The 20,463-nt window shown below is 73.8% G+C and carries 14 protein-coding genes and 1 riboswitch; of the genes, 8 read left to right on the top strand and 6 right to left on the bottom strand.

Annotated elements, in window-relative coordinates; genetic code table 11:
• Nucleotides 1–154 precede the first annotated feature (154 nt).
• Both ACZ7KF_RS25490 and ACZ7KF_RS25485 read left to right on the top strand, forming a co-directional pair.
• Nucleotides 155–1,444 (top strand): ATP-binding protein, encoded by a 1,290-nt coding sequence (locus ACZ7KF_RS25490; RefSeq protein ID WP_471079348.1) that lies wholly within the window; start codon nucleotides 155–157, stop codon nucleotides 1,442–1,444.
• The gene (locus ACZ7KF_RS25485; RefSeq protein ID WP_471079345.1) at nucleotides 1,441–2,184 is read left to right on the top strand and encodes a LuxR C-terminal-related transcriptional regulator; all 744 of its coding nucleotides are present in this window, start codon (nucleotides 1,441–1,443) and stop codon (nucleotides 2,182–2,184) included. Before ACZ7KF_RS25490 ends, ACZ7KF_RS25485 begins: the two co-directional genes overlap by 4 nt.
• A gap of 45 nt (nucleotides 2,185–2,229) precedes the next feature.
• Here ACZ7KF_RS25485 and ACZ7KF_RS25480 read toward each other — a convergent pair whose 3' ends face one another.
• Nucleotides 2,230–3,294: a C40 family peptidase gene (locus ACZ7KF_RS25480; protein WP_471079639.1), complete on the bottom strand. Its 1,065-nt coding sequence runs from the start codon at nucleotides 3,292–3,294 to the stop codon at nucleotides 2,230–2,232.
• A 614-nt stretch (nucleotides 3,295–3,908) separates the two neighbouring features.
• Here ACZ7KF_RS25480 and ACZ7KF_RS25475 point away from each other — a divergent pair.
• On the top strand, nucleotides 3,909–4,262 hold the full coding sequence (locus ACZ7KF_RS25475) for a hypothetical protein (RefSeq protein WP_225825070.1): 354 nt from the start codon (nucleotides 3,909–3,911) through the stop codon (nucleotides 4,260–4,262).
• Between the two features lie 19 nt (nucleotides 4,263–4,281).
• Here ACZ7KF_RS25475 and ACZ7KF_RS25470 read toward each other — a convergent pair whose 3' ends face one another.
• Complete coding sequence (locus ACZ7KF_RS25470; protein WP_471079343.1) at nucleotides 4,282–5,739, bottom strand: NlpC/P60 family protein; 1,458 nt, start codon at nucleotides 5,737–5,739, stop codon at nucleotides 4,282–4,284.
• 8 nt (nucleotides 5,740–5,747) lie between these two features.
• Nucleotides 5,748–5,913, bottom strand: a riboswitch (cyclic di-AMP (ydaO/yuaA leader).
• 262 nt (nucleotides 5,914–6,175) lie between these two features.
• Between ACZ7KF_RS25470 and pcrA the strand changes: the two genes are divergently transcribed.
• Nucleotides 6,176–8,656, top strand: coding sequence for a DNA helicase PcrA (gene pcrA / locus ACZ7KF_RS25465; RefSeq protein ID WP_471079340.1), 2,481 nt, complete (start codon nucleotides 6,176–6,178; stop codon nucleotides 8,654–8,656).
• 49 nt (nucleotides 8,657–8,705) lie between these two features.
• Here pcrA and ACZ7KF_RS25460 read toward each other — a convergent pair whose 3' ends face one another.
• Both ACZ7KF_RS25460 and ACZ7KF_RS25455 read right to left on the bottom strand, forming a co-directional pair.
• A complete protein-coding gene (locus tag ACZ7KF_RS25460; RefSeq protein ID WP_471079337.1) occupies nucleotides 8,706–10,244 on the bottom strand; it encodes a M23 family metallopeptidase in 1,539 nt (512 codons plus the stop codon).
• 255 nt (nucleotides 10,245–10,499) lie between these two features.
• On the bottom strand, nucleotides 10,500–11,351 hold the full coding sequence (locus ACZ7KF_RS25455) for an esterase/lipase family protein (protein ID WP_471079335.1): 852 nt from the start codon (nucleotides 11,349–11,351) through the stop codon (nucleotides 10,500–10,502).
• 223 nt (nucleotides 11,352–11,574) lie between these two features.
• On the opposite strand from ACZ7KF_RS25455, the gene ACZ7KF_RS25450 reads away from it, so the two are divergent.
• Nucleotides 11,575–11,997: a cobalamin B12-binding domain-containing protein gene (locus ACZ7KF_RS25450; RefSeq protein WP_225825075.1), complete on the top strand. Its 423-nt coding sequence runs from the start codon at nucleotides 11,575–11,577 to the stop codon at nucleotides 11,995–11,997.
• On the opposite strand, the gene ACZ7KF_RS25445 is transcribed toward ACZ7KF_RS25450, so the two are convergent.
• Together ACZ7KF_RS25445 and ACZ7KF_RS25440 are read right to left on the bottom strand one after the other, a co-directional pair.
• Entirely contained in the window at nucleotides 11,973–13,655 is a 1,683-nt protein-coding gene (locus ACZ7KF_RS25445) for a DUF5691 domain-containing protein (protein WP_471079332.1), read from the bottom strand. The two genes, ACZ7KF_RS25450 and ACZ7KF_RS25445, sit on opposite strands and share 25 nt — an antisense overlap.
• 46 nt (nucleotides 13,656–13,701) lie before the next feature.
• On the bottom strand, nucleotides 13,702–15,057 hold the full coding sequence (locus ACZ7KF_RS25440) for an SWIM zinc finger family protein (RefSeq protein WP_471079329.1): 1,356 nt from the start codon (nucleotides 15,055–15,057) through the stop codon (nucleotides 13,702–13,704).
• A gap of 133 nt (nucleotides 15,058–15,190) precedes the next feature.
• On the opposite strand from ACZ7KF_RS25440, the gene ACZ7KF_RS25435 reads away from it, so the two are divergent.
• From ACZ7KF_RS25435 to ACZ7KF_RS25425, 3 genes are read left to right on the top strand one after another with little or no spacing between them, the layout of a single operon-like run.
• Nucleotides 15,191–16,321, top strand: coding sequence for an ATP-binding protein (locus tag ACZ7KF_RS25435; protein WP_471079326.1), 1,131 nt, complete (start codon nucleotides 15,191–15,193; stop codon nucleotides 16,319–16,321).
• The gene (locus tag ACZ7KF_RS25430; protein WP_471079323.1) at nucleotides 16,318–18,942 is read left to right on the top strand and encodes a DUF5682 family protein; all 2,625 of its coding nucleotides are present in this window, start codon (nucleotides 16,318–16,320) and stop codon (nucleotides 18,940–18,942) included. Before ACZ7KF_RS25435 ends, ACZ7KF_RS25430 begins: the two co-directional genes overlap by 4 nt.
• Complete coding sequence (locus ACZ7KF_RS25425; RefSeq protein WP_471079320.1) at nucleotides 18,939–20,123, top strand: VWA domain-containing protein; 1,185 nt, start codon at nucleotides 18,939–18,941, stop codon at nucleotides 20,121–20,123. The genes ACZ7KF_RS25430 and ACZ7KF_RS25425 overlap by 4 nt, the downstream gene beginning before the upstream one ends.
• The last annotated feature ends 340 nt before the right edge of the window (nucleotides 20,124–20,463 follow it).

Genomic DNA, 20,463 nt, shown 5'->3' with positions numbered 1-20,463 from the left:
CCCTGAAATCGGCCCTGAGACGGGGCGGGGAGGCGTTCGACCGGCGCGGAACGCCGGACACCCCGCCCACCCGGACACGCCCCGGAGGAGATCAGGGGCGTCTCCGGGACCGACCCTGATGCCCTGTCCCTCCGCTCGTGTGACCATCGTTGGCATGCCGGAAGCCGCAAGCCTGCCCCTCGACGATCCGCGGCCCCCGCGCAAGCTCTACCGCAGCAGCGACGGACGCTGGCTCGGCGGAGTGGCGCGGGGCCTCGCCGGGCACCTCGGGCTGCCCGTCGTCTGGGTCCGGCTCGTCTTCGTCGGCCTGTTCCTGGCCGACGGCCTCGGCGCGCTGCTGTACGCGGCGTTCTGGTTCTTCGTCCCGCTCGGCATCGGCGGCGTCGGCGACCAGAAGCCGTCGCTGGTGGCCACGGAGACCTCGCCGGACGGCCGCCGCAAGCTGGTGGCCCGCAAGCCGGACCGGGGACAGATCGTCGCGCTGCTCCTCATGGTCATCGTGTCGATGGTCTTCGTGGGCAGTGTCAACCTGGGCAGCGCGGCCAAGGCGTATCTGGTGCCCGCCGTGCTCGTCGCGGCCGGTGTCGCCCTCGTCTGGCGTCAGGCGGACAACGCCCGGCGGGCCCGCTGGGTCGAGGCCGGCCGACGCCGCCGCACCCTCACCCTGCTGCGCGCGGCCGGCGGCGTCCTGCTCGTCACGGCCGGTGTCTCCGCGATCTTCGTGATGCAGGGCTCCGCCGCCCACCTCGGCGCGGTCCTGCAGGCCGCGCTCGCCGTCCTCGTCGGCATCACCCTGCTCGCCGGCCCCTACCTGGTCCGCATGACCCAGGACCTGTCGGAGGAGCGGCTGATGCGCATCCGCGCCCAGGAGCGCGCCGAGGTCGCCGCCCACGTCCACGACTCCGTGCTGCACACCCTCACCCTGATCCAGCGCAACGCCGACAACGCGGGCGAGGTGCGCCGCCTCGCCCGCGCCCAGGAACGCGACCTGCGCACGTGGCTGTACAAGCCGGAGGGCACCGGCAAGGACGAGGCCGACGAGCCGGACACGGTCGCGGAGGCGGTCCGCCGCAACGCGGCCGAGGTGGAGGACAAGCACGGTGTGCCGATCGAAGTCGTGATCGTGGGCGACTGCCCGCTCGACGAGAGGACCGCCGCGCAGATGCAGGCCGCGCGCGAGGCGATGGTGAACGCCGCCAAGTACGGTGGCGACGGCGGTGCCGTGCAGGTCTACGCCGAAGTCGAGGGCAGGACGGTCTTCGTGTCCGTGCGGGACCGCGGTCCCGGCTTCGACCTCGACGCGATACCCGCCGACCGCATGGGCGTTAGAGAATCGATCATCGGCCGCATGGAACGCAACGGCGGTACGGCCCGGCTGCGGTCGGTGCCGGACGGCGGCACCGAGGTCGAGCTGGAGATGGAGAGGGCGGAGAAGACGTCATGAGCGACGCGACCGAGGCGAACGGCACGGCGGGAGCGGCCGGGGCGGCCGGGTCCGGGGCGGCCGACGGCGGCGCGGACGGACGGCACGTACGGGTGGTGCTCGTGGACGACCACCGGATGTTCCGCACCGGCGTCCAGGCCGAGATCGGCCAGACCGCCGAGACCGGGGTCGAGGTGGTCGGCGAGGCCGCGGACGTCGACCAGGCGGTCTCGGTCATCACCGCCACCCGGCCCGAGGTGGTCCTCCTCGACGTCCACCTGCCGGGCGGCGGCGGTGTCGAAGTGCTCCGCCGGTGCGCCGCGTTGACGGCGGACGCCGAGCAGCCCGTCCGCTTCCTCGCGCTGTCCGTGTCCGACGCGGCGGAGGACGTGATCGGGGTGATCCGCGGCGGTGCCCGTGGCTATGTCACCAAGACCATCACGGGCGCCGACCTGGTCGACTCGATCTTCCGGGTCCAGGAGGGCGACGCGGTCTTCTCGCCCCGGCTGGCCGGGTTCGTCCTGGACGCCTTCGCCTCCACCGATGCCCCGCCGGTGGACGAGGACCTGGACCGCCTCACCCAGCGGGAGCGCGAGGTGCTGCGCCTGATCGCCCGTGGCTACGCCTACAAGGAGATCGCCAAGCAGTTGTTCATCTCGGTGAAGACGGTCGAGTCCCATGTCTCGGCGGTGCTGCGCAAGCTCCAGTTGTCCAACCGGCACGAGCTGACCCGCTGGGCCACCGCGCGCCGGCTCGTCTGACCCCGCCGCGGGGCCGGCCGTCCGCGCCTCCCGCTCCTCGGCCCCTCACGCCACCCGGGTCGCCCCGGCGAACGGCATCTCGTCGATCGGGGCCAGGCGGACCGGTGCCGAGGGGTTCGGGGCGTGGATCATCTGGCCGTTGCCCACGTAGATGCCGACGTGACTGATCCCGGAGTAGAAGAACACCAGATCGCCCGGCTGGAGTTCGGATCGGGAGACCCGTCGGCCCGCGTTGATCTGGGCGTAGGTGGTGCGGGGCAGGGAGATGCCGGCGGAGCGGTAGGCGGCCTGGGCCAGGCCCGAGCAGTCGAAGGCGTTCGGGCCGGTGGCACCCCACACATACGGGCTGCCGAGCTTGCCGTAGGCGTAGGAGACGGCCGCCGCGGCGCGCGCGGTGGGAGCGGGGGCCGTGGCGGCGGAGGCCAGAGGCTCGCGCGGGTCCGCGGCCGACCGGGAGGCGCGTCCGCCCGTGCCGTCGGCACCGGTGACCTCGGTGCGCTGCCGGGGGGTCAGCGACGACAACAGCCTCCTGGCCTCGTCGAGCTTGCCGGTGACGGTCTTCTTCTGCCGTTTCAGCTCGGTCTGCCGTGACCGCAGCGATGTCAGCTCGATCCGGGCGGCACCGCGCAGCCGCTCGATCTCGCGCAGTTGCCGGCGAACTCCCGACACCGCGGCGGCCTGCCGGTCACCGGCCCGCTCCGCCAGGGCGGCGCCGGCCAGGTACCGGTCGGGATCGCTGGAGAGGGCCAGTTGCCAGGCCGGGTCGATGCCGCCGTCCCGGTACTGCGCCGCCGCGATCGTCCCCAGGGCGTCCCGGGCCGAGTTGAGCTTCTCCTGCCTGCGGGCGGTCTCGTCCTGGAGTGTGCTCAGCCGCCGCCCGGCGGCGTCCGCCTCTTCCTTCGCCCCGTCGTACTTCTCGGTGGCGGCCTCGGCCTCTCGGTACAACGCGTCCACCTTGGCCTTCACCTGCGCCGGAGTCAGCTGTGGCTCGGCGTGCCCCGTCCCGTCGAAGCCGGCCGCGGTGGCCGCGCCCGCCAGGGCGAGGGTGGCGGCCGTCCGGGCCGTATGGCCGCTGAGCGGGCGTTGTGGGGGCTTGCGGTGGGCTGCCACCTGGACCGTCACGTCCCTTCCGTACGACTCGTACGACCGAGCGGTCAGTACGCCCGGCGGCGGCCCGCACAGGGGGACGGGCCGCCGCCGGGCCTTTCTCGGCGCTGGTGGCCGACGGCCGCCCCTGGTCGGGGCGGCGGTGGGGAGCCGGTCACCTGGGGGAGGACGCTAGGCCGGATGATGACGAGCGGGTAACGCGGTGTACGGAACTGGTCCCGACGGATCGAGATGTGACCGTATGTGATCGCATCGCCAGGCCGGAGTCGTCGCCTTCACGCAGCGTGGTGACCGAAGCGCGGGAAGCGGGACCGGCGTGAGTCGTGGGGTGCTATGGGACGCATATATGCGAGATCCGCCAGGCGGTGAACGGCGGCCGTTGCTCGGCGTCACGGACGCTCGGCTCCACTGACCGCGGTGCCGCGGTGCCGCGGTGCCGCGGTGCGGCACTGCGCACTGGGGCTTGCGGCAGTGTCACAGTGCCGCCGCACCACCGCGTGGTCGCGCCTCCGGGTCGTCGGCTCGTCGGGTCGTAGGCGGCGTGGTGTCGGCGGGGCGGGGCCGAGGGTGGGGCCGGTGGCGGGAGGGCAGGAGGGTGCTGGTTAGGCTCCGGCCCCATGGACGTACTCATCCATCTCTTCGTCGGCCTGCACATCGTCGGTATCGCCGCGCTGCTCGGCGGTTTCCTCACCCAGATGAAGGCGATGGGCCGGGGCACGGCCCGGTTCGTGCCGGGCATGCTGCACGGCGCGGTGACCATGCTGGTCACCGGTGTGGCCCTGGTCGGTCTGAACCAGGCCGACGATCACCACGTCAACACCGTCAAGATCGGCGTGAAGCTGGCGCTGCTGATCGTGATCCTCGGCCTGGTCTACGTGAAGCGCGACGAGGAGCGGATCGACAAGGGCGTGTTCGGCCTGGTCGGCCTGCTGACCACGGCCAACGTCTTCATCGCCGTCCTCTGGACCTGACCCCCGCCGAGGCCGGGGGTCAGCCCGGCCGTACGACGCTGTGGACGGCCGCCTCATCGACGCCGGAGACCGGCTCCTCGCGGACGTACGCACCCGGCCTGGGGGCGTGGATCACCATGCCGTTGCCCGTCCAGAGCCCGACATGGCTGACGTCGTCGTGGAAGAACACGAGGTCGCCGGGGCGGGCCTCGTCCGGCGGGACCGGTGTGCCGGCGTCGGCCTGTTCCCGTGCGGTGCGCGGAAGCGTGACGCCCGCGGACTTCCAGGCGGCCTGGACCAGGCCCGAGCAGTCGTAGGAGCCGGGACCGGCGGTGCCCGACAGGCACGGCTTGCCGAGCTGGGCACGGGCGAAGGAGATCGCCTTCCTGGCCTTGCTCGCGTACGTGCCGGACGGTGTGCCGGCGCCCTGGGCGGTCCGCTGCGCCAGCAGCACACGCGCGTGGGCGATCTTCCGCTGGATTCTGGCCTTGGCCGCCTTCGGGTCGCTCGCGGTGGCCTCCTGCGAGCCGTCCGCCGGCGCCGCGGCGGCGGTACCGGGCCCGGCCGGTGCGTCGCCCCCGTCCCGAACCCGCGGAGCGACCCCGGTGTCCCGAAGGGGAGTGACCCCGGTGTCCTGGAGGGGAGCGGCCCCGGTGTCCCGAAGGTGCGGGGCGATGTGCGCGTCCCGGACGGGCTGAGCGGTGCCCCGGTCCGTCACCGGCCGGGTGATCGCCGTGTCCCGTACCGGCTGAACGAACGCCGTGTCCCGTACCGGCTGAACGAACGCCGTGTCCCGTACGGGCTGAGCGATCCCCGCGTCCGGTACGTATGAAGGGATGCCTCGGTCCTGCACGGGCGAGGTGAGAGCCGTGTCCCGCGTGCGAGCCGTATCCCGCGCGGACGGCACGGACGACGTGGGCGGCACGGACGGCGTGGTGCCCGTGCCCCGTACGGGAACGCCGGGGGCGGTGTCCGGGGCCGCAGCGGTGCCGAGCCCGGCCTTGCCGGTGCCGCGCTGTGCCGGGATCGTCCCCTGCCGGGCGGACAGGGCGCCCCGCTGGGCGGGGAGGGCGCCGCGCTGGGTGGGCAGGCCGCGGTCCTGGGCGCGCCGGGCGACCTCGTCGCGGAGCCGCTGGAGGCTGTCCGCACGGCGCCGCGCGGACTCGGCCCGTTCGGCCTGCTGCGCCCGCTCGGCCCGCTCGGCCTGCCGCGCCCGCTCGGCCTCCTGGACCCATTCGGCCCGCTCGGTCCTCTCGCCCCGCTCCCTGCCCGTGCCGGACGTGACGGATGTCTCGGCCGCCGACTCCGCCCGGCGGTACAGGTCGTCGATCTTCCGCTCGACCTCCTCCAGACTCGGCCTGCCGTGACCGGCCGCGGACGTGGCCTCGGCGGTCTGGGAGAACACGGCCACAGAGGTGAGAGCGGCGGTGGCGAGGGCGGGGGTGCGGATGCCCGCCCCCTGGGTCCCGCCGGGGCGCGGCTTGCGGTGCGACGCCAAGAGTGGCGACTCCTTCCGTGCTGCCGCCTACCGGGTTAGCTGTCGGGTTCGGGCGGGTGGAAGGGTTGCCCTACGGCCTCGTCCCTGGCGGGAGTCGGCCGATTCACCCCAGGAACGGTGGGTCCCCGGCTCCGGGCACCGTGCGGGGTGCGCCGGACTCGGCGGAGGCCGCATGGCCCGGCGACGTTCGCCGGAGAGGGGTCGTGCGGCCTGACGGCAAACTAGCCAACTCGTGTGTCTTCTGTGAAGGTTGGTGCGCGGTTTGTCCGATACATTTCCGTGACCTGGGCAAGGTTTCACGTGCGCGTGACCAGGCGCTTCCGTTGGGTGAGCGGCTGACGGGCGTTGTTGACACGAAGATCAACTGGCCGGGAAGCGGGCCATGTTCCGGGGACGGCGACCGGTTGTCGGTGGGGCGCCCTAGACTCGTAGAGCGATGAGCAGCCTCTTTGACGACAGCTTCCTGGCGGACCTCCAGCCCTCGCGCGGGCGCGAGGAGGAGCCCCCGCCGCCGCCCGAGGACGATCACGCTCCGGAGCCGATTCCGGACGATCTGTTCGGCGGGAAGTTCGACGTGCCGCCGGACCGGGACGCGTACTACCGCAACGGCGCCCCGCGTCCCGCGCTCGACTCGGCGGCCCTCCTGGACGGGCTGAACGAGAACCAGCGCGCCGCGGTCGTGCACGCCGGCTCCCCGCTGCTCATCGTCGCCGGCGCCGGCTCCGGGAAGACCCGCGTGCTGACCCATCGCATCGCCCACCTGCTCGGCGAGCGGGACGTCCACCCGGGCCAGATCCTCGCGATCACCTTCACCAACAAGGCCGCGGGCGAGATGAAGGAACGCGTGGAGCAGCTCGTCGGCCCGCGCGCGAACGCGATGTGGGTGATGACCTTCCACAGCGCCTGCGTGCGGATCCTGCGCCGCGAGTCCAAGAGGCTCGGCTTCACGTCGTCGTTCTCGATCTACGACGCCGCCGACAGCAAGCGCCTGATGGCCCTGGTCTGCCGTGACCTGGACCTCGATCCCAAGCGCTTCCCGCCCAAGTCCTTCAGCGCCAAGATCAGCAATCTGAAGAACGAGCTGATCGACGAGGAGGACTTCGCCGCCCAGGCCGCCGACGGCTTCGAGAAGACCCTGGCGCAGGCGTACGCCCTGTACCAGTCGCGGCTGCGCGAGGCGAACGCGCTGGACTTCGACGACCTGATCATGACGACGGTCAACCTGCTGCGCGCCTTCCCGGACGTCGCCGAGCACTACCGCCGCCGTTTCCGGCACGTCCTGGTGGACGAGTACCAGGACACCAACCACGCCCAGTACGCCCTGGTGCGCGAGCTGGTGGGCACCACCGAGCACGACGAGGACGTCCCGCCGAGCGAGCACGACATCCCGCCCGCCGAGCTGTGCGTGGTGGGTGACGCGGACCAGTCGATCTACGCCTTCCGGGGCGCGACGATCCGCAACATCCTCCAGTTCGAGGAGGACTACCCGAACGCGACGACGATCCTGCTGGAGCAGAACTACCGCTCCACGCAGACCATCCTGTCCGCCGCCAACGCGGTCATCGAGCGCAACGAGTCCCGCCGTCCGAAGAACCTGTGGACCAACGCCGGCCAGGGCGCCGGAATCGTCGGGTACGTCGCCGACACCGAGCACGACGAGGCCCAGTTCGTCGCCGACGAGATAGACCGCCTGGTCGACGCGGGCGACGCGCGCGCGGGAGACGTCGCCGTCTTCTACCGCACCAACGCCCAGTCGCGTGTCTTCGAAGAGGTCTTCATCCGCGTCGGCCTGCCCTACAAGGTCGTCGGCGGCGTCCGCTTCTACGAGCGCAAGGAGGTCCGGGACGTCCTCGCCTACCTGCGCGTCCTCGCCAACCCCGAGGACTCGGTGCCGCTGCGCCGCATCCTCAACGTGCCCAAGCGGGGCATCGGCGAGCGCGCGGAGGCGATGATCGACGCCCTGTCCCAGCGCGAGAAGATCAGCTTCCCGCAGGCCCTGAAGCGCGTGGACGAGGCGTACGGCATGGCCGCCCGCTCCACCAACGCGGTCAAGCGGTTCAACACGCTGATGGAGGACCTGCGCACGATCGTGGAGTCCGGCGCCGGACCGGCCACGGTCCTCGAAGCGGTCCTCGAACGCACCGGCTACCTGGCCGAGTTGCAGGCCTCCACCGACCCGCAGGACGAGACCCGGATCGAGAACCTCCAGGAACTCGCGGCCGTGGCCCTGGAGTTCGAGCAGGAGCGCGCGGAGGACGAGCCGAGCACGCTCGCCGAATTCCTGGAGAAGGTCGCCCTGGTCGCGGACTCCGACCAGATCCCGGACGACGAGGACGGCGACGGCGTCATCACGCTGATGACGCTGCACACCGCGAAGGGCCTGGAGTTCCCGGTCGTGTTCCTGACCGGCATGGAGGACGGCGTCTTCCCGCACATGCGCGCCCTCGGCCAGACCAAGGAGCTGGAGGAGGAGCGGCGCCTGGCGTACGTCGGCATCACGCGCGCGCGGGAGCGGCTGTACCTGACGCGGTCGGCGATGCGCAGCGCCTGGGGCCAGCCCTCGTACAACCCGCCCTCCCGTTTCCTGGAGGAGATCCCGCCCACCCATGTGGCGTGGAAGCGGACGGGAGCCGCGGCGCCGGTGTCCTCGGGGCCGGCGTCGGGGATCGCGGCCTCGCTGTCCTCGACCCGCTCGCGCTCCTCGGCCTCGGGCGCGTCCGGGTTCGCCACGCGGCGCACGGCGGAGAAGCCGGTGGTCGCGCTGACCGTCGGGGACCGGGTCACCCACGACCAGTTCGGGCTCGGCACGGTCGTCGCGGTGAAGGGCACGGGGGCGAACGCGGAGGCGACGATCGACTTCGGCGAAGCCAAGCCGAAGCGGCTGCTGCTGCGGTACGCGCCGGTGGAGAAGCTGTAGCGGCCCGAAAGGGCCGAAAGGGCCCCGCTGAAGAGCGGGGCCCAGGGGTCTAGGTGGGGTCCAGTCCGTGGCTGCGCAGCCACGGCAGTGGGTCTATGGCCGCTCCGCCCGCCGGCCGTACCTCGAAGTGCAGGTGCGGGCCGGTGGAGTTGCCGGAGTTGCCGGAATAGGCGACCGGCTCGCCGGCCTTGACGGTCGAACCGGAGGCGACGCGGTAGCTGGAGAGGTGGCAGTACCAGGTCTCCGTGCCGTCCTTCGCCGTCACGATCAGCATGTTGCCGTAGGCGCTGTTCCACTTGGTGGTGACGGTGCCGTCGGTGGCGGCCATCACCGTGGTGCCGTAGGAGACCGGGAAGTCGATACCGGTGTGCACCGACATCCAGTTGATGCCGGCCTGGCCGAAGTAGGCGCTGAGCCCGTGCTGTCCGACCGGCAGCGCGAACTTGGGGCGCAGCCGCTCCTTGAGCGCGGCCTCCGCGGCAGCCTTCTTCTTCTCCAGCTCCTGCTGCGCCTTGAGGTCGATCCGCTCCTGGGTGCGGCTCGCGCGGTCGGCGAAGTCGTCGGCGCCGGCGGAGAGCGTCTTGAGCTGGCTGTCCAGCTTGCTGTTGGCGACCGACGGCTGGACCGAATGGGCGTCCGAGGCGGTGGCGGTGGTGTCGTCCTTCGAGCCGTCGGTGAGTGCGCCGACCGAGGCGGCGGCGATCCCGGCGACTCCCATCACACAGGCCGAGGGCACGGCGACGGTGAACAGCGCGGAGCGCTTGGCGGGCGTACGGCGTCGGGAGCGGCCCGCGCTGCGCGAACCCGTGCGGGTCGCGGGCGCCGGGGTGATCTCCTCCTGGTCGTCCAGCAGGCCGGTCACGGCGGGCAGTTCACCGGTGGAGTCCGGCTCGCCCTCGCCGGACGGCTGCTCGTCGAAGGCGGTGTCCTCGTACGGCCCCTGCTCGAAGGCCGCGGCCGCCTGCGGGTCGCCCGGCTGATCGAAGTGGGGCTGCGGGTCGCCGACGGCCTCGAACGTCGCGGTGGCCTGCTGGTCGAACGGTTCGCCGGCCAGCTCGGCCTCTCCCGGTACGGGCTGCCCGGCGGAGTTCCACTGGGTGGCGTCGTACGCACCGGTGTCGAAGGTCTGGGTGCCCCACTCCCACTGCTGGGTGGGGTCGGCGCCGCCGGCGTGGTCGGGCTGCAGCCAGGCGCCCGCGTCCCACTGGCCGCTGACGTCGTTCCCGGTGGCCTGCGCGGGGATGGACCAGGCGGTGCTGTCGTGGACACCGGAGTCGTACGCCGCATGGTGCTGGGCCGCGTACGGGTCGTAGGCCGGGGTCTGGCCGGTGCTGCCGGTCTGCCACTGCGTGGCGTCGTACGTGCCGGTGGTCTGCGCGTCGCCCGGGAGGCTGCCGAAGAGCGGGTCCGCGTGGAACGCCGCGGTGCTCGCGGAACCACCGGTAAAACCGGTGGCCTCGTAACCGCCGTACGTGGTGAGGTCGTCGTAGGGAGATTCCTGTGCTCCGTACGACGCGTAGTGCTCGGTGGAGGCGTCGGAAGCCGCGGCCGGGGTGGTCATGGTCCCCGACGGGTGACGGTCGTTCACCAACTTCTCTTTCGCCTCGACAACAGGGGCTGCCAGAGCAGTGCGGCGACTGTACCCGGCAGTACCTGGGCGCGACAATCTTCGGCCTGTTTCGCGTGGGCCGGAAACGGGCATTCGGCTGTGTTTCGGGGGACCCCGGACGCGACCTTGGTCTTGTGTTCGAGGAATGTTCGATGTTGAAGGGTGACGTGTGCGCTGTGCGCGGACTGTGCGCCCGCACCGACTCGTCCTCCCGGCCGTCCTCCCGGGCCGGTCTCAGGCCACGGTCAGTCCGCCGGCGGCCGGGTCCGCGGGGAGCGGGGCGTCGAGCGCCTCGCGTATCCCGGCCGCCACGGCGGGATGCACCGGCAGGGCGAGGTGGCCGATGCCGGTCACCCGGACGTTCTGCGTGTGGAGGTCGGGATGCTCCAGGCAGGCCGTCTCCAGCGGGTCCATCAGGGAGTCCAGGTCGCTCCAGAAACTCACGAATCGGGTCCGGCAGCCGGGCGCGGGCCGGGCCAGCTCCTCGATCACCGGCGAGCCCGGCCGCATCTGCCGGACGATCGGGTGCGCGTCCGCCAGCGGCGCCACCCGGGTGCCGGAGTGCGGGGTGCCGAGCGTGACCAGCGTGCGCACGCGCAGATCACCGCCGAGACACTGGGTGTAGTAGCGCGCGATCAGGCCGCCGAGGCTGTGCCCCACGATGTCGACCTGTGCGCTGCCGGTGCGCTCGCAGATCTCCTCGATGTGCCGGCCCAGCAGCTCGGCAGCGATGCGTATGTCACAGGTCAACGGAGAGTAGTTGAGCGACTCGACGCGCTGTCCGCCGTGCTGGGCGAGCGTGCGGCGCAGCAGGACGAACACCGAGCGGTTGTCGATGAAGCCGTGCAGCAGCACGACCGGCGGGCCGGGGCGGACCGGCAGCCGGGAGGTGCCGCCGGCGGCGGGCAGGGCGCTGGAGCGGCGTTCCTGGACCAGGCCCGTCGGATAGAGCAGGAGGTGGCACGCCAGGATCGCGGCTTCCAGGGCGGTCGCCTTCAGCAGCGTCACGGACAGTCCGGCCAGTCTGTCCGGCCAGAGGCGGCGGCAGAGCGGGAGGAAGAGCGGAAATACCCCGGTGACCTTCATGGCCGACCTCCTGTCGGCACACCGGAGGACGGCTCGGTCCCCCGTGTGCCCTCATGTCCCACCATGTGATTTCCCCCTCGCCGCGCACCGTGAAACCGCCGGTTGCGGGATGCTGGAGATAACGTTCGTTCACTTCGCGACAGTGGCGGAACGCGCCAAAAGTGCGGTACTTGTCGATACGAACGGAAGCGATCGCTTCCGTGGTCGCTTGATGGAGGCAGTGATGGGTGTGGCAGCCGGTCCGATCCGCGTGGTGGTCGCCAAACCGGGGCTCGACGGCCACGACCGTGGGGCCAAGGTCATCGCGCGCGCTCTGCGCGACGCCGGTATGGAGGTCATCTACACCGGCCTCCACCAGACGCCGGAGCAGGTGGTCGACACCGCCATCCAGGAGGACGCCGACGCGATCGGCCTGTCCATCCTCTCCGGCGCCCACAACACGCTGTTCGCCGCGGTCATCGACCTGCTCAAGGAGCGGGAGGCCGAGGACATCCTCGTCTTCGGCGGCGGCATCATCCCGGAAGAGGACATCGCGCCGCTGAAGGAGAAGGGCGTCGCGGAGATCTTCACCCCGGGCGCGACGACCACGTCGATCGTGGAGTGGGTCCGGGAGAACGTCCGTCAGCCGGCCGCGTCCGGGGGCTGAGCGGCCGTCTCCGGCGGCCCGGCGGGCGGCGCGGGCGGGGTCAGTTCCCGCGTCATCGCCGCCCGCAGCCGCAGTGTGGTGACCAGCCGCTGGAACGCCTCCGCCCAGTACCCGCCGGCGCCGGGCGCGGCGTCCTCCCGCTCGTCGGGTATCGCCAGCAGCGCCTCCAGCCGGACGGCCTCGGCCGGATCCAGGCAGCGCTCCGCCAGCCCCATCACCCCGCTGAAGCTCCACGGGTAACTGCCGGCGTCCCGGGCGATGTTGAGAGCGTCCACGACGGCCCGGCCCAGCGGGGGAGCCCACGGCACCGCGCACACCCCGAGCAGCTGGAACGCCTCCGAGAGGCCGTGCGTGGCGATGAACCCGGCCACCCACACGGCCCGTTCGGCCGGTTCCAGCGCGGCCAGCAGCTTCGCCCGCTCCGCCAGGGACACCGCGCCCGGGCCGCCCGCCTCCGGTGCCGACGGCGCACCGAGCAGCGCCCGCGACCAGGCGGCGTCCCGCTGCCGTACCGCCGCCCGGCACCAGGCCGCGTGCAGTTCGCCCTGCCAGCCGTCCGCCACCGGCAGCGCCACGATCTCCTCGGCGGTGCGCCCGCCGAGCCGCTCCGGCCAGACACCGAGCGGGGCGGACTCCACCAACTGCCCCAGCCACCAGGACCGTTCTCCCCGGCCCGCGGGCGGTGCGGCCGCCACGCCGTCGCGCTCCATGCCGGCGTCGCACTCGTGCGGTGCCTCCACCACGATGGCCGGCGGGTCCCCCGCCCGGTCCAGGGCCACACACACCGTGGCGCGTACGGCCATCCGCGCGGCGAGCGCCGAGCCCGGCAGCGCCGACAGCAGCTCCGCCGCCGTCGCCCGGACGTTGCGGCTGCGGTCGCCCAACGCCTGTTCCAGGAACGCCTCGTCCGCGTCCGACAGGCCCGTGCGCAGCGAGTCCAGCAACATCAGCCGGTCCTCGGCCCGCTCCGTCGCCCATGTCGACGCCAGCAGCTCACGCCCCTGCGCGGGCGTCCGCGCACGCAGCGCCCCCAGCAGCGCCGCCCGCTCGGCGAACAGCCCCTCCTGCCACAGCCGGCGCACCGCCTCGGCGTCCTCCGGATCGGGCAGCGCCGCGCCGCCGCCGGGAGCCGCGCGCAGGGCGAACCGCCAGTCCGGGTTCAGCCGGGCCAGCCACAACGCGCGTGGACCGGCGAACGCCAGCGCCGCCGGGCGCAGGTCCGTACGGCCCCGGGCCGCGTCCAGCAGGGCGGGCAGCGTCTGCGGGGGCGCCGCGTACCCGTGCGCGTTGGCCGCCGCGAGCCACTGCGGGAGCAGCTCCATGAGGTCGGGCGAGCTGCCGCGCCGGCCACCGGACACGCCGCCCGCCCGGTCCGACAGCAGGGCGGTGAGCCGGCGAGCCGCCGCCGCGGGCAGGGGCGGGCGCGGATCGGCGGGCGCCCGCTCGGGTCGCCGGGCGGCCCGCGCGGGGCGTAGCCCGGCCCGTCTGCGCACGGTCGCCACGGCGGCGGCGTCGAGCAGCGCGGCCGGGGCCGTGCGTCCGGGCGCGGAGTGCGCCGGGGTGCGCCGGTCCGTGCCGAGGAGCGCGGTGGTGACCAGCTCCTCCCAGGAGATATCCGGCGTCGTGGTGCCCTCGCCGGCCGATGCCCCGTCCCTCACGTGCCCTCCCTTTCACTCGTCCGCGCTGGGGTGTCCGTACGGCAGGTCAGCACAGCGGCACCGCCTCGCCCGCCCCCTCCGGCCAGGCCGTGAGCGGGGTGAAGCCGCGGTGGCCGCATTCGCCGAACACCGTGACGGGGGCGCCGCCGGACAGGGCGGCCAGCCGCCACAGGCCGGGCCGGGAGCGGGCGGCCCGGGTCAGTGGCAGGGCCGTGTCCGCGTCGGCGTCGGCCAGCTGCCACCGGTCGCCGTCCGGGACCGGTACCACCCGGTCCAGGGTCACCGGGACCGCGTCCAGCCAGGGGTCCTCGCGCAGCGCCTCGCCGTACCGGGCCGCCGCCTCGGCGGTGTTGGTGCCCGGCGGCCGGAACGCGGCCGGGGCCGGCGCGGCGAACCGCTCGCCCAGGGCGGCCCGGAAGCCACCGGCGCCCGGATACACCGTCAGCTCCGCCTCCAGGGCCAGGCCCACCGGCAGGGACAGCTCCGGCGCCCGGCCCGCCGCGCCGTAGGACAGCAGCAGCCGGGTCCGGTCGGACGCGGCGCCGTGCAGCCATATCCGGCGCGTCGTCAGTTTCGGGTCCGCCGCGTCGTACTGGGCGAGGACCAGCCAGTGGTCGCGCACCGGCGGGCCGTCCGGCGCGGCGGGCAGGCCGAGCCGGGAGCGGACCGTGGCCGCGAGCGCGTCCGGCAGCCGGTCACGGCGCAGCCAGCCCTGGTCGAGCAGGTGCAGCAGCGCGCACTCCTCCAGCAGCCGTGCCGGCCAGCCCGCGCCGGACGCCGGGATCGCCCCCAGCTCCCGCACCCGCGCCGCCAGCCCGGGTGCCTGTGCGTCGACCATGCGGGCCGCCGTCTCCTCCCACAGGCCGTACCCCGCCTGTTCGGCCGCGGCCAGCCCGCCGCGCAGCAGGTCCGCCAGGCGCTGCTCCAGCTCGGTCGCGCCCGCCGTGACCCGCTCGGCCCGGCGCTCGGCCCGCCGCCGGGCCGCCTCCGGATCGGCGGGTCCGGTGCCCGCACCCGTCTCCGACCGCGTCCTTCTGGCCTCGGCCCGTCCGCGCCGGCCCGCGAGCCACTGCCCGGCCCAGTCCGGCGGCTGCGCCGCGGCCGGCACCAGGGCGTCGTCGCCCGCCCGGAGCAGCAGCAGCCCGAGCGCGTGCTTGCACGGGAACTTGCGGCTCGGGCAACTGCACTTGTACGCCGGTCCGGCCGCGTCGGCCAGGTCCACCACCGTCTGGTACGGCCTGCTGCCACTGCCCTTGCACAGTCCCCACACCGCCCCCTCTCCGCTTCCCGTCCCGGACCACGGTCCGGCCGCGCCGAGTCTGCTCCCCGCCTTGCGTGACGCGGCGTCAGGCGCCAGTGCCAGCACCTGCTCCGCGGTCCAGCGCACCCCCTGCTCAGTCATGCCACCGACGGTAGGTCCCCCCACTGACAATCCTCCCGGGTGAGTGCGTTGGTGCAGGTCAGGGCGATTGTCAGTGGCGTGGTGCACGGTGGATGCCAGATCCGAACCGGCCGAGCTGGAGGGGGCCTCAGCCATGACTGTGTCCGTGCGACCGACGACCGCCGAAACCGACCGCGACGACAACGCTCAGGCGTTGCGACCGCATGCCGAGCACGCCTTCGCGGCCGAACTCGCCGCACTCGCCGCGCAGGACGACCGCCCACGCCCGGCCCGCTGGAGGCTGTCGCCGTGGGCGGTGGCCACCTACCTGCTCGGCGGCACCCTGCCGGACGGCACGGTGATCACACCCAAGTACGTGGGCCCGCGCCGCATCGTCGAGGTCGCCGTCACCACGCTCGCCACCGACCGCGCGCTGCTCCTGCTCGGCGTGCCCGGCACCGCCAAGACCTGGGTGTCGGAGCACCTGGCCGCCGCCGTCAGCGGCGACTCGACGCTGCTGGTGCAGGGCACGGCCGGCACGCCGGAGGAGGCGATCCGCTACGGCTGGAACTACGCGCGGCTCCTCGCCCACGGCCCCAGCCGCGACGCTCTCGTGCCCAGTCCCGTCATGCGCGCCATGGCCGAGGGCATGACGGCCCGGGTGGAGGAGCTGACCCGTATCCCGGCCGATGTGCAGGACACGCTGATCACGATCCTGTCCGAGAAGACCCTGCCCGTCCCCGAGCTGGGCGAGGAGGTCCAGGCGGTGCGCGGGTTCAACCTCATCGCCACCGCCAACGACCGCGACCGCGGGGTCAACGACCTCTCCAGCGCCCTGCGCCGCCGCTTCAACACGGTGGTGCTGCCGCTGCCGGAGAGCGCGGACGCCGAGGTCGACATCGTCACCCGCCGGGTGGAGCAGCTCGGCCGCTCCCTCGACCTGCCGGCCGCGCCCGACGGCATCGAGGAGATCCGCCGGGTCGTCACCGTCTTCCGTGAGCTGCGCGACGGCATCACCGCCGACGGCCGCACGAAGCTGAAGTCACCCAGCGGCACGCTGTCCACGGCGGAGGCGATCTCCGTCGTCACCAGCGGACTCGCCCTCGCCACCCACTTCGGTGACGGCGTGCTGCGCCCCGGCGACATCGCCGCCGGCATCCTCGGCGCCGTCGTCCGGGACCCGGCGGCCGACCGGGTCGTCTGGCAGGAGTACCTGGAGACGGTCGTCCGCGAGCGCGAGGGCTGGACCGACTTCTACCGGGCCTGCCGGGAGGAGAGCGCATGACCGGCACCGCCGGCACGGGCGGGGGCAAGGCGTACGACTCGGGGCCGCTGCTGCTCGGAGTACGGCACCACGGGCCCGGTTCCGCGCGCGCGGTGCGGGCCGCGCTGGACGCCGCCCGCCCCGCCGCCCTGCTGATCGAGGGGCCGCCCGAGGCCGACGCGCTGATCCCGCTGGCCGCCGATCCGGACCTGCGGCCCCCGGTCGCCCTGCTCGCCCACGCCGTGGACGAGCCCGGCCGTTCGGCGTTCTGGCCGTTCGCCGAGTTCAGCCCGGAGTGGGTGGCCATCCGCTGGGCCCTGGAGCACGACGTCCCGGCCCGCTTCATCGACCTGCCGGCCGCGCACACGCTCGCGTGGGGAGAGGAACCGCGCGAGTCCGGCCCCGGCACCGAGGAGGACGCCCGCGGGGAGCGGTCCGGTAGTGGCGAGGAGGCTCGCGGGGAGCGGTCCGGTGCCGGGGGTGACGCCGGTGCGGACGGTTCCGCTCCTGCCGGCGACGAGGTCCGCGTCGACCCCCTCGCCGTCCTCGCCGAGGCCGCCGGGTACGACGATCCCGAGCGCTGGTGGGAGGACGTCGTCGAACACCGGGGGCCGGGCACCCGCGATCCCTTCGCGCCGTTCGCGGCGGTGGCGGAGGCCATGGGCGCGCTGCGCGAGCGGTACGGCGCCGGCGGGCGCCCCCGGGACCTGGTCCGCGAGGCGCACATGCGGCTCCGGCTGCGGGACGCGCGCAAGGAGTTCGGGCACGCCGTGGCCGTGGTCTGCGGAGCCTGGCACGTGCCCGCGCTGCGCGAGAAGACCACCGTCACCGCCGACCGGGCCCTGCTCAAGGGCCTGCCCAAGACCAAGATCGACCTGACCTGGGTGCCGTGGACCCACCGCAGGCTGGCCCGGACCGGGGGCTACGGCGCGGGCATCGACTCGCCGGGCTGGTACGCGCATCTGTTCCACGCCCCCGACCGGCCGGTCGAGCGGTGGCTGACCAAGGTGGCCGGACTGCTGCGCGCGGAGGACCGGATCGTGTCCTCCGCGCATGTCATCGAGGCCGTACGGCTCGCGCAGACCCTGGCGGCGCTGCGTGGCCGTCCGCTGCCCGGCCTGGGCGAGACCACCGACGCGGTGCGCGCGGTGCTGTGCGACGGCTCGGACGTACCGCTGGCGCTGGTGCACGACCGGCTGGTGGTCGGGGACGTCCTGGGCGAGGTCCCGGAGTCGGCGCCCGCGGTGCCGCTCCAGCGCGACCTGACCCGGCGGCAGCGCTCGCTGCGGCTCAAGCCCGAGGCGCTGGAGCGCGAGCTGGAGCTGGACCTGCGGGGGGACACCGACGCCGGCCGCAGCAGGCTGCTGCACCGGCTGCGGCTGCTCGGCGTCGGCTGGGGCGAGCCGGTCCGGTCCCGGGGGAGCACGGGCACCTTCCGGGAGACCTGGCGGCTGCGCTGGGAACCCGAGCTGTCGGTGCGGGTCGCCGAGGCGGGCGTGTGGGGGACGACCGTACGGGCGGCGGCGCAGGCCAAGGCCGAGGCGGACGCGGCAGCGGCGACCGCGCTCGCCGACGTCACCGCGCTCGCCGAGCAGTGTCTGCTGGCCGGGTTGCCGGAGGCGCTGTCGGTGGTCATGCGGGCGCTCGCCGACCGGGCGGCCCTGGACACCGACGTCGGTCACCTCGCCCAGGCGCTGCCCGCCCTGGTCCGTTCGCTGCGCTACGGCGATGTGCGCGGCACCGACACCGGCGCGCTCGCCGGCGTCGCGGCGGGCCTCGCCGAGCGCGTCTTCGTCGGCCTGCCCCCGGCCTGCGCCGGGCTCGACGCCGACGCGGCGGACGAGATGCGCGCCCATGTGGACGCCGTGCACACGGCGGTGGGACTGCTGGCGGAGAGCCTGGCCGGACAGCGTGACCACCCGGGACACCATGACCGGGGGAGCCGTGGCGGTGGGCTGCGGGAGCGCTGGCGGGCCGTGCTGCGGGCGTTGTCGCTGCGCGAGACCGCGCCCGGCGTCATCCGGGGCCGGGCCGCGCGGCTCCTGCTGGACGACGGTGCGCTGCGGCCGGAGGAGGCGGCCCGGCTGATGGGGCTCGCGCTGTCGCCGGGCACGCCGCCCGCCGCTGCCGCCGCCTGGATCGAGGGCTTCGCCGGCGGCGGGGGCGGGATGCTCCTCGTGCACGACGAGCGCCTGCTCGGACTGCTCGACAGCTGGCTGACCGAGGTGCCGGCGGACGCCTTCACGGACGTGCTGCCGCTGTTGCGGCGCACCTTCTCGGCGTACGAGCCGGGGGTGCGCAGAACCCTCGGCGAGCTGGTCCGGCGCGGTCCCGGTGACCGGTCCGGCGCGGCCGCAGCGCGGGGTGCCGCGATTCCGGGCTTCGCCGTCGAACCGGACACCGCGCGCGCCGACGCCGTGCTGCCGGTGCTGCGACTGCTGCTCGGCCCGGACCCGGACGGCACGGTGCCCCTCATTCCGTCCGGCTCGGCCCACGGCACGTCGTACGAGGGGGCGGAGCGCGGTCCGGCGGATCACGGCACGGCGGAGCGCCACGGGACACAGCACGGCCCGGCAGGGGAGCGCCCCGGGACCGATCACGGCACGACAGGGCACGACAGCCTCGCGGGGGTGGGCACATGACGCACACGACGGCCGAGCCGGTGACGGAGGCGGGCGACCCGGCGCGGGAGCGGCTGCGGCGCTGGCGGCTGGTGCTCGGCGGAGAGCAGGCCGACGGCACCGGATGCGCGCTGTCGGGCCGGGACGCGGCGATGGACGGCACCCTGGCCGCGCTCTACGGCAGGGGGGACAAACCGCAGGCGGGCCGGGACCGGTCGGCGGGCCTCGGTGCCTCGGCGCCGTCCGTGGCGCGCTGGCTCGGGGACATCCGCCGCTACTTCCCGTCCTCCGTCGTCCAGGTCATGCAGCGCGACGCCATCGACCGGCTCGGCCTGGCCTCCCTGCTGCTGGAGCCGGAGATGCTGGAGGCGGTGGAGGCCGACGTGCACCTGGTCGGCACGCTGCTGTCCCTGCACAAGGCGATGCCGGAGACGACGAAGGAGACGGCGCGGGCGGTCGTGCGGAAGGTGGTCGAGGACCTGGAGCAGCGGCTCGCCACCCGCACCCGGGCCACCCTCGCCGGTGCCCTGGACCGCAGCGCGCGGATCCACCGCCCGCGCCACCACGACATCGACTGGAACCGCACCATCGCGGCCAACCTCAAGCACTACCTGCCCGAGTACCGCACGGTCGTACCGGAACGGCTCGTCGGCTACGGGCGGGCCGCGCGGTCGGTGAGGAAGGAGGTCGTGCTCTGCATCGACCAGTCCGGGTCGATGGCGGCGTCCGTGGTCTACGCGTCGGTGTTCGGTGCCGTCCTGGCCTCCATGCGGTCGATCAGCACCCGGCTGGTCGTCTTCGACACGGCCGTCGTCGACCTCACCGACCAGCTGGACGATCCCGTCGACGTGCTCTTCGGCACCCAGCTCGGCGGCGGCACGGACATCAACCGGGCGCTCGCCTACTGCCAGGCGCAGATCACCCGGCCCGCCGAGACCGTCGTCGTGCTGATCAGCGATCTCTACGAGGGCGGCATCCGTGACGAGATGCTCAAGCGGGTCGCGGCGATGAAGGCGTCCGGGGTGCAGTTCGTGGCGCTGCTCGCGCTGTCGGACGAGGGGGCGCCCGCGTACGACCGCGACCACGCGGCGGCGCTCGCCGCGCTCGGCGCACCGGCCTTCGCCTGCACCCCCGATCTGTTCCCGGAGGTGATGGCCGCGGCGCTGGAGAAGCGGCCCCTGCCGATACCGGACCCGGCGTGACCGGGAGCCGCACGAGATCGTGAGCCGGACGTGACCCGTGAGGCGGCGTGACATCGTGCCGGCGGGGGCACCCGATAGCGGAGTGAAGCGGCGCGGACAGCTCCGTGAGGTGGCCGTACCCGAGCGGCCGAACGCCGTCGGCCCGTTCGGGCGGAACCCTCGCGGACGGGGTGGGTGGTCCCCATTGGGGTGGGGATCAAGCGCCCCGGCCCCGGTCGGACCGGGGCCGTCCAAGAGGTCTCACCGGGTCCACCCCAGCCCGGTGAGGCCTCGCAGATCGCCCGTGGGTACGCAAGGGCACCCATGACACGGCACGCTGTGCCAGGGAACGCGGCATCAT

This window comes from Streptomyces sp. NPDC038200 (genome assembly GCF_055600785.1).
Note: the sequence above shows the minus strand (reverse complement) of the source record. Positions and strands in the feature narration are given on the sequence as shown.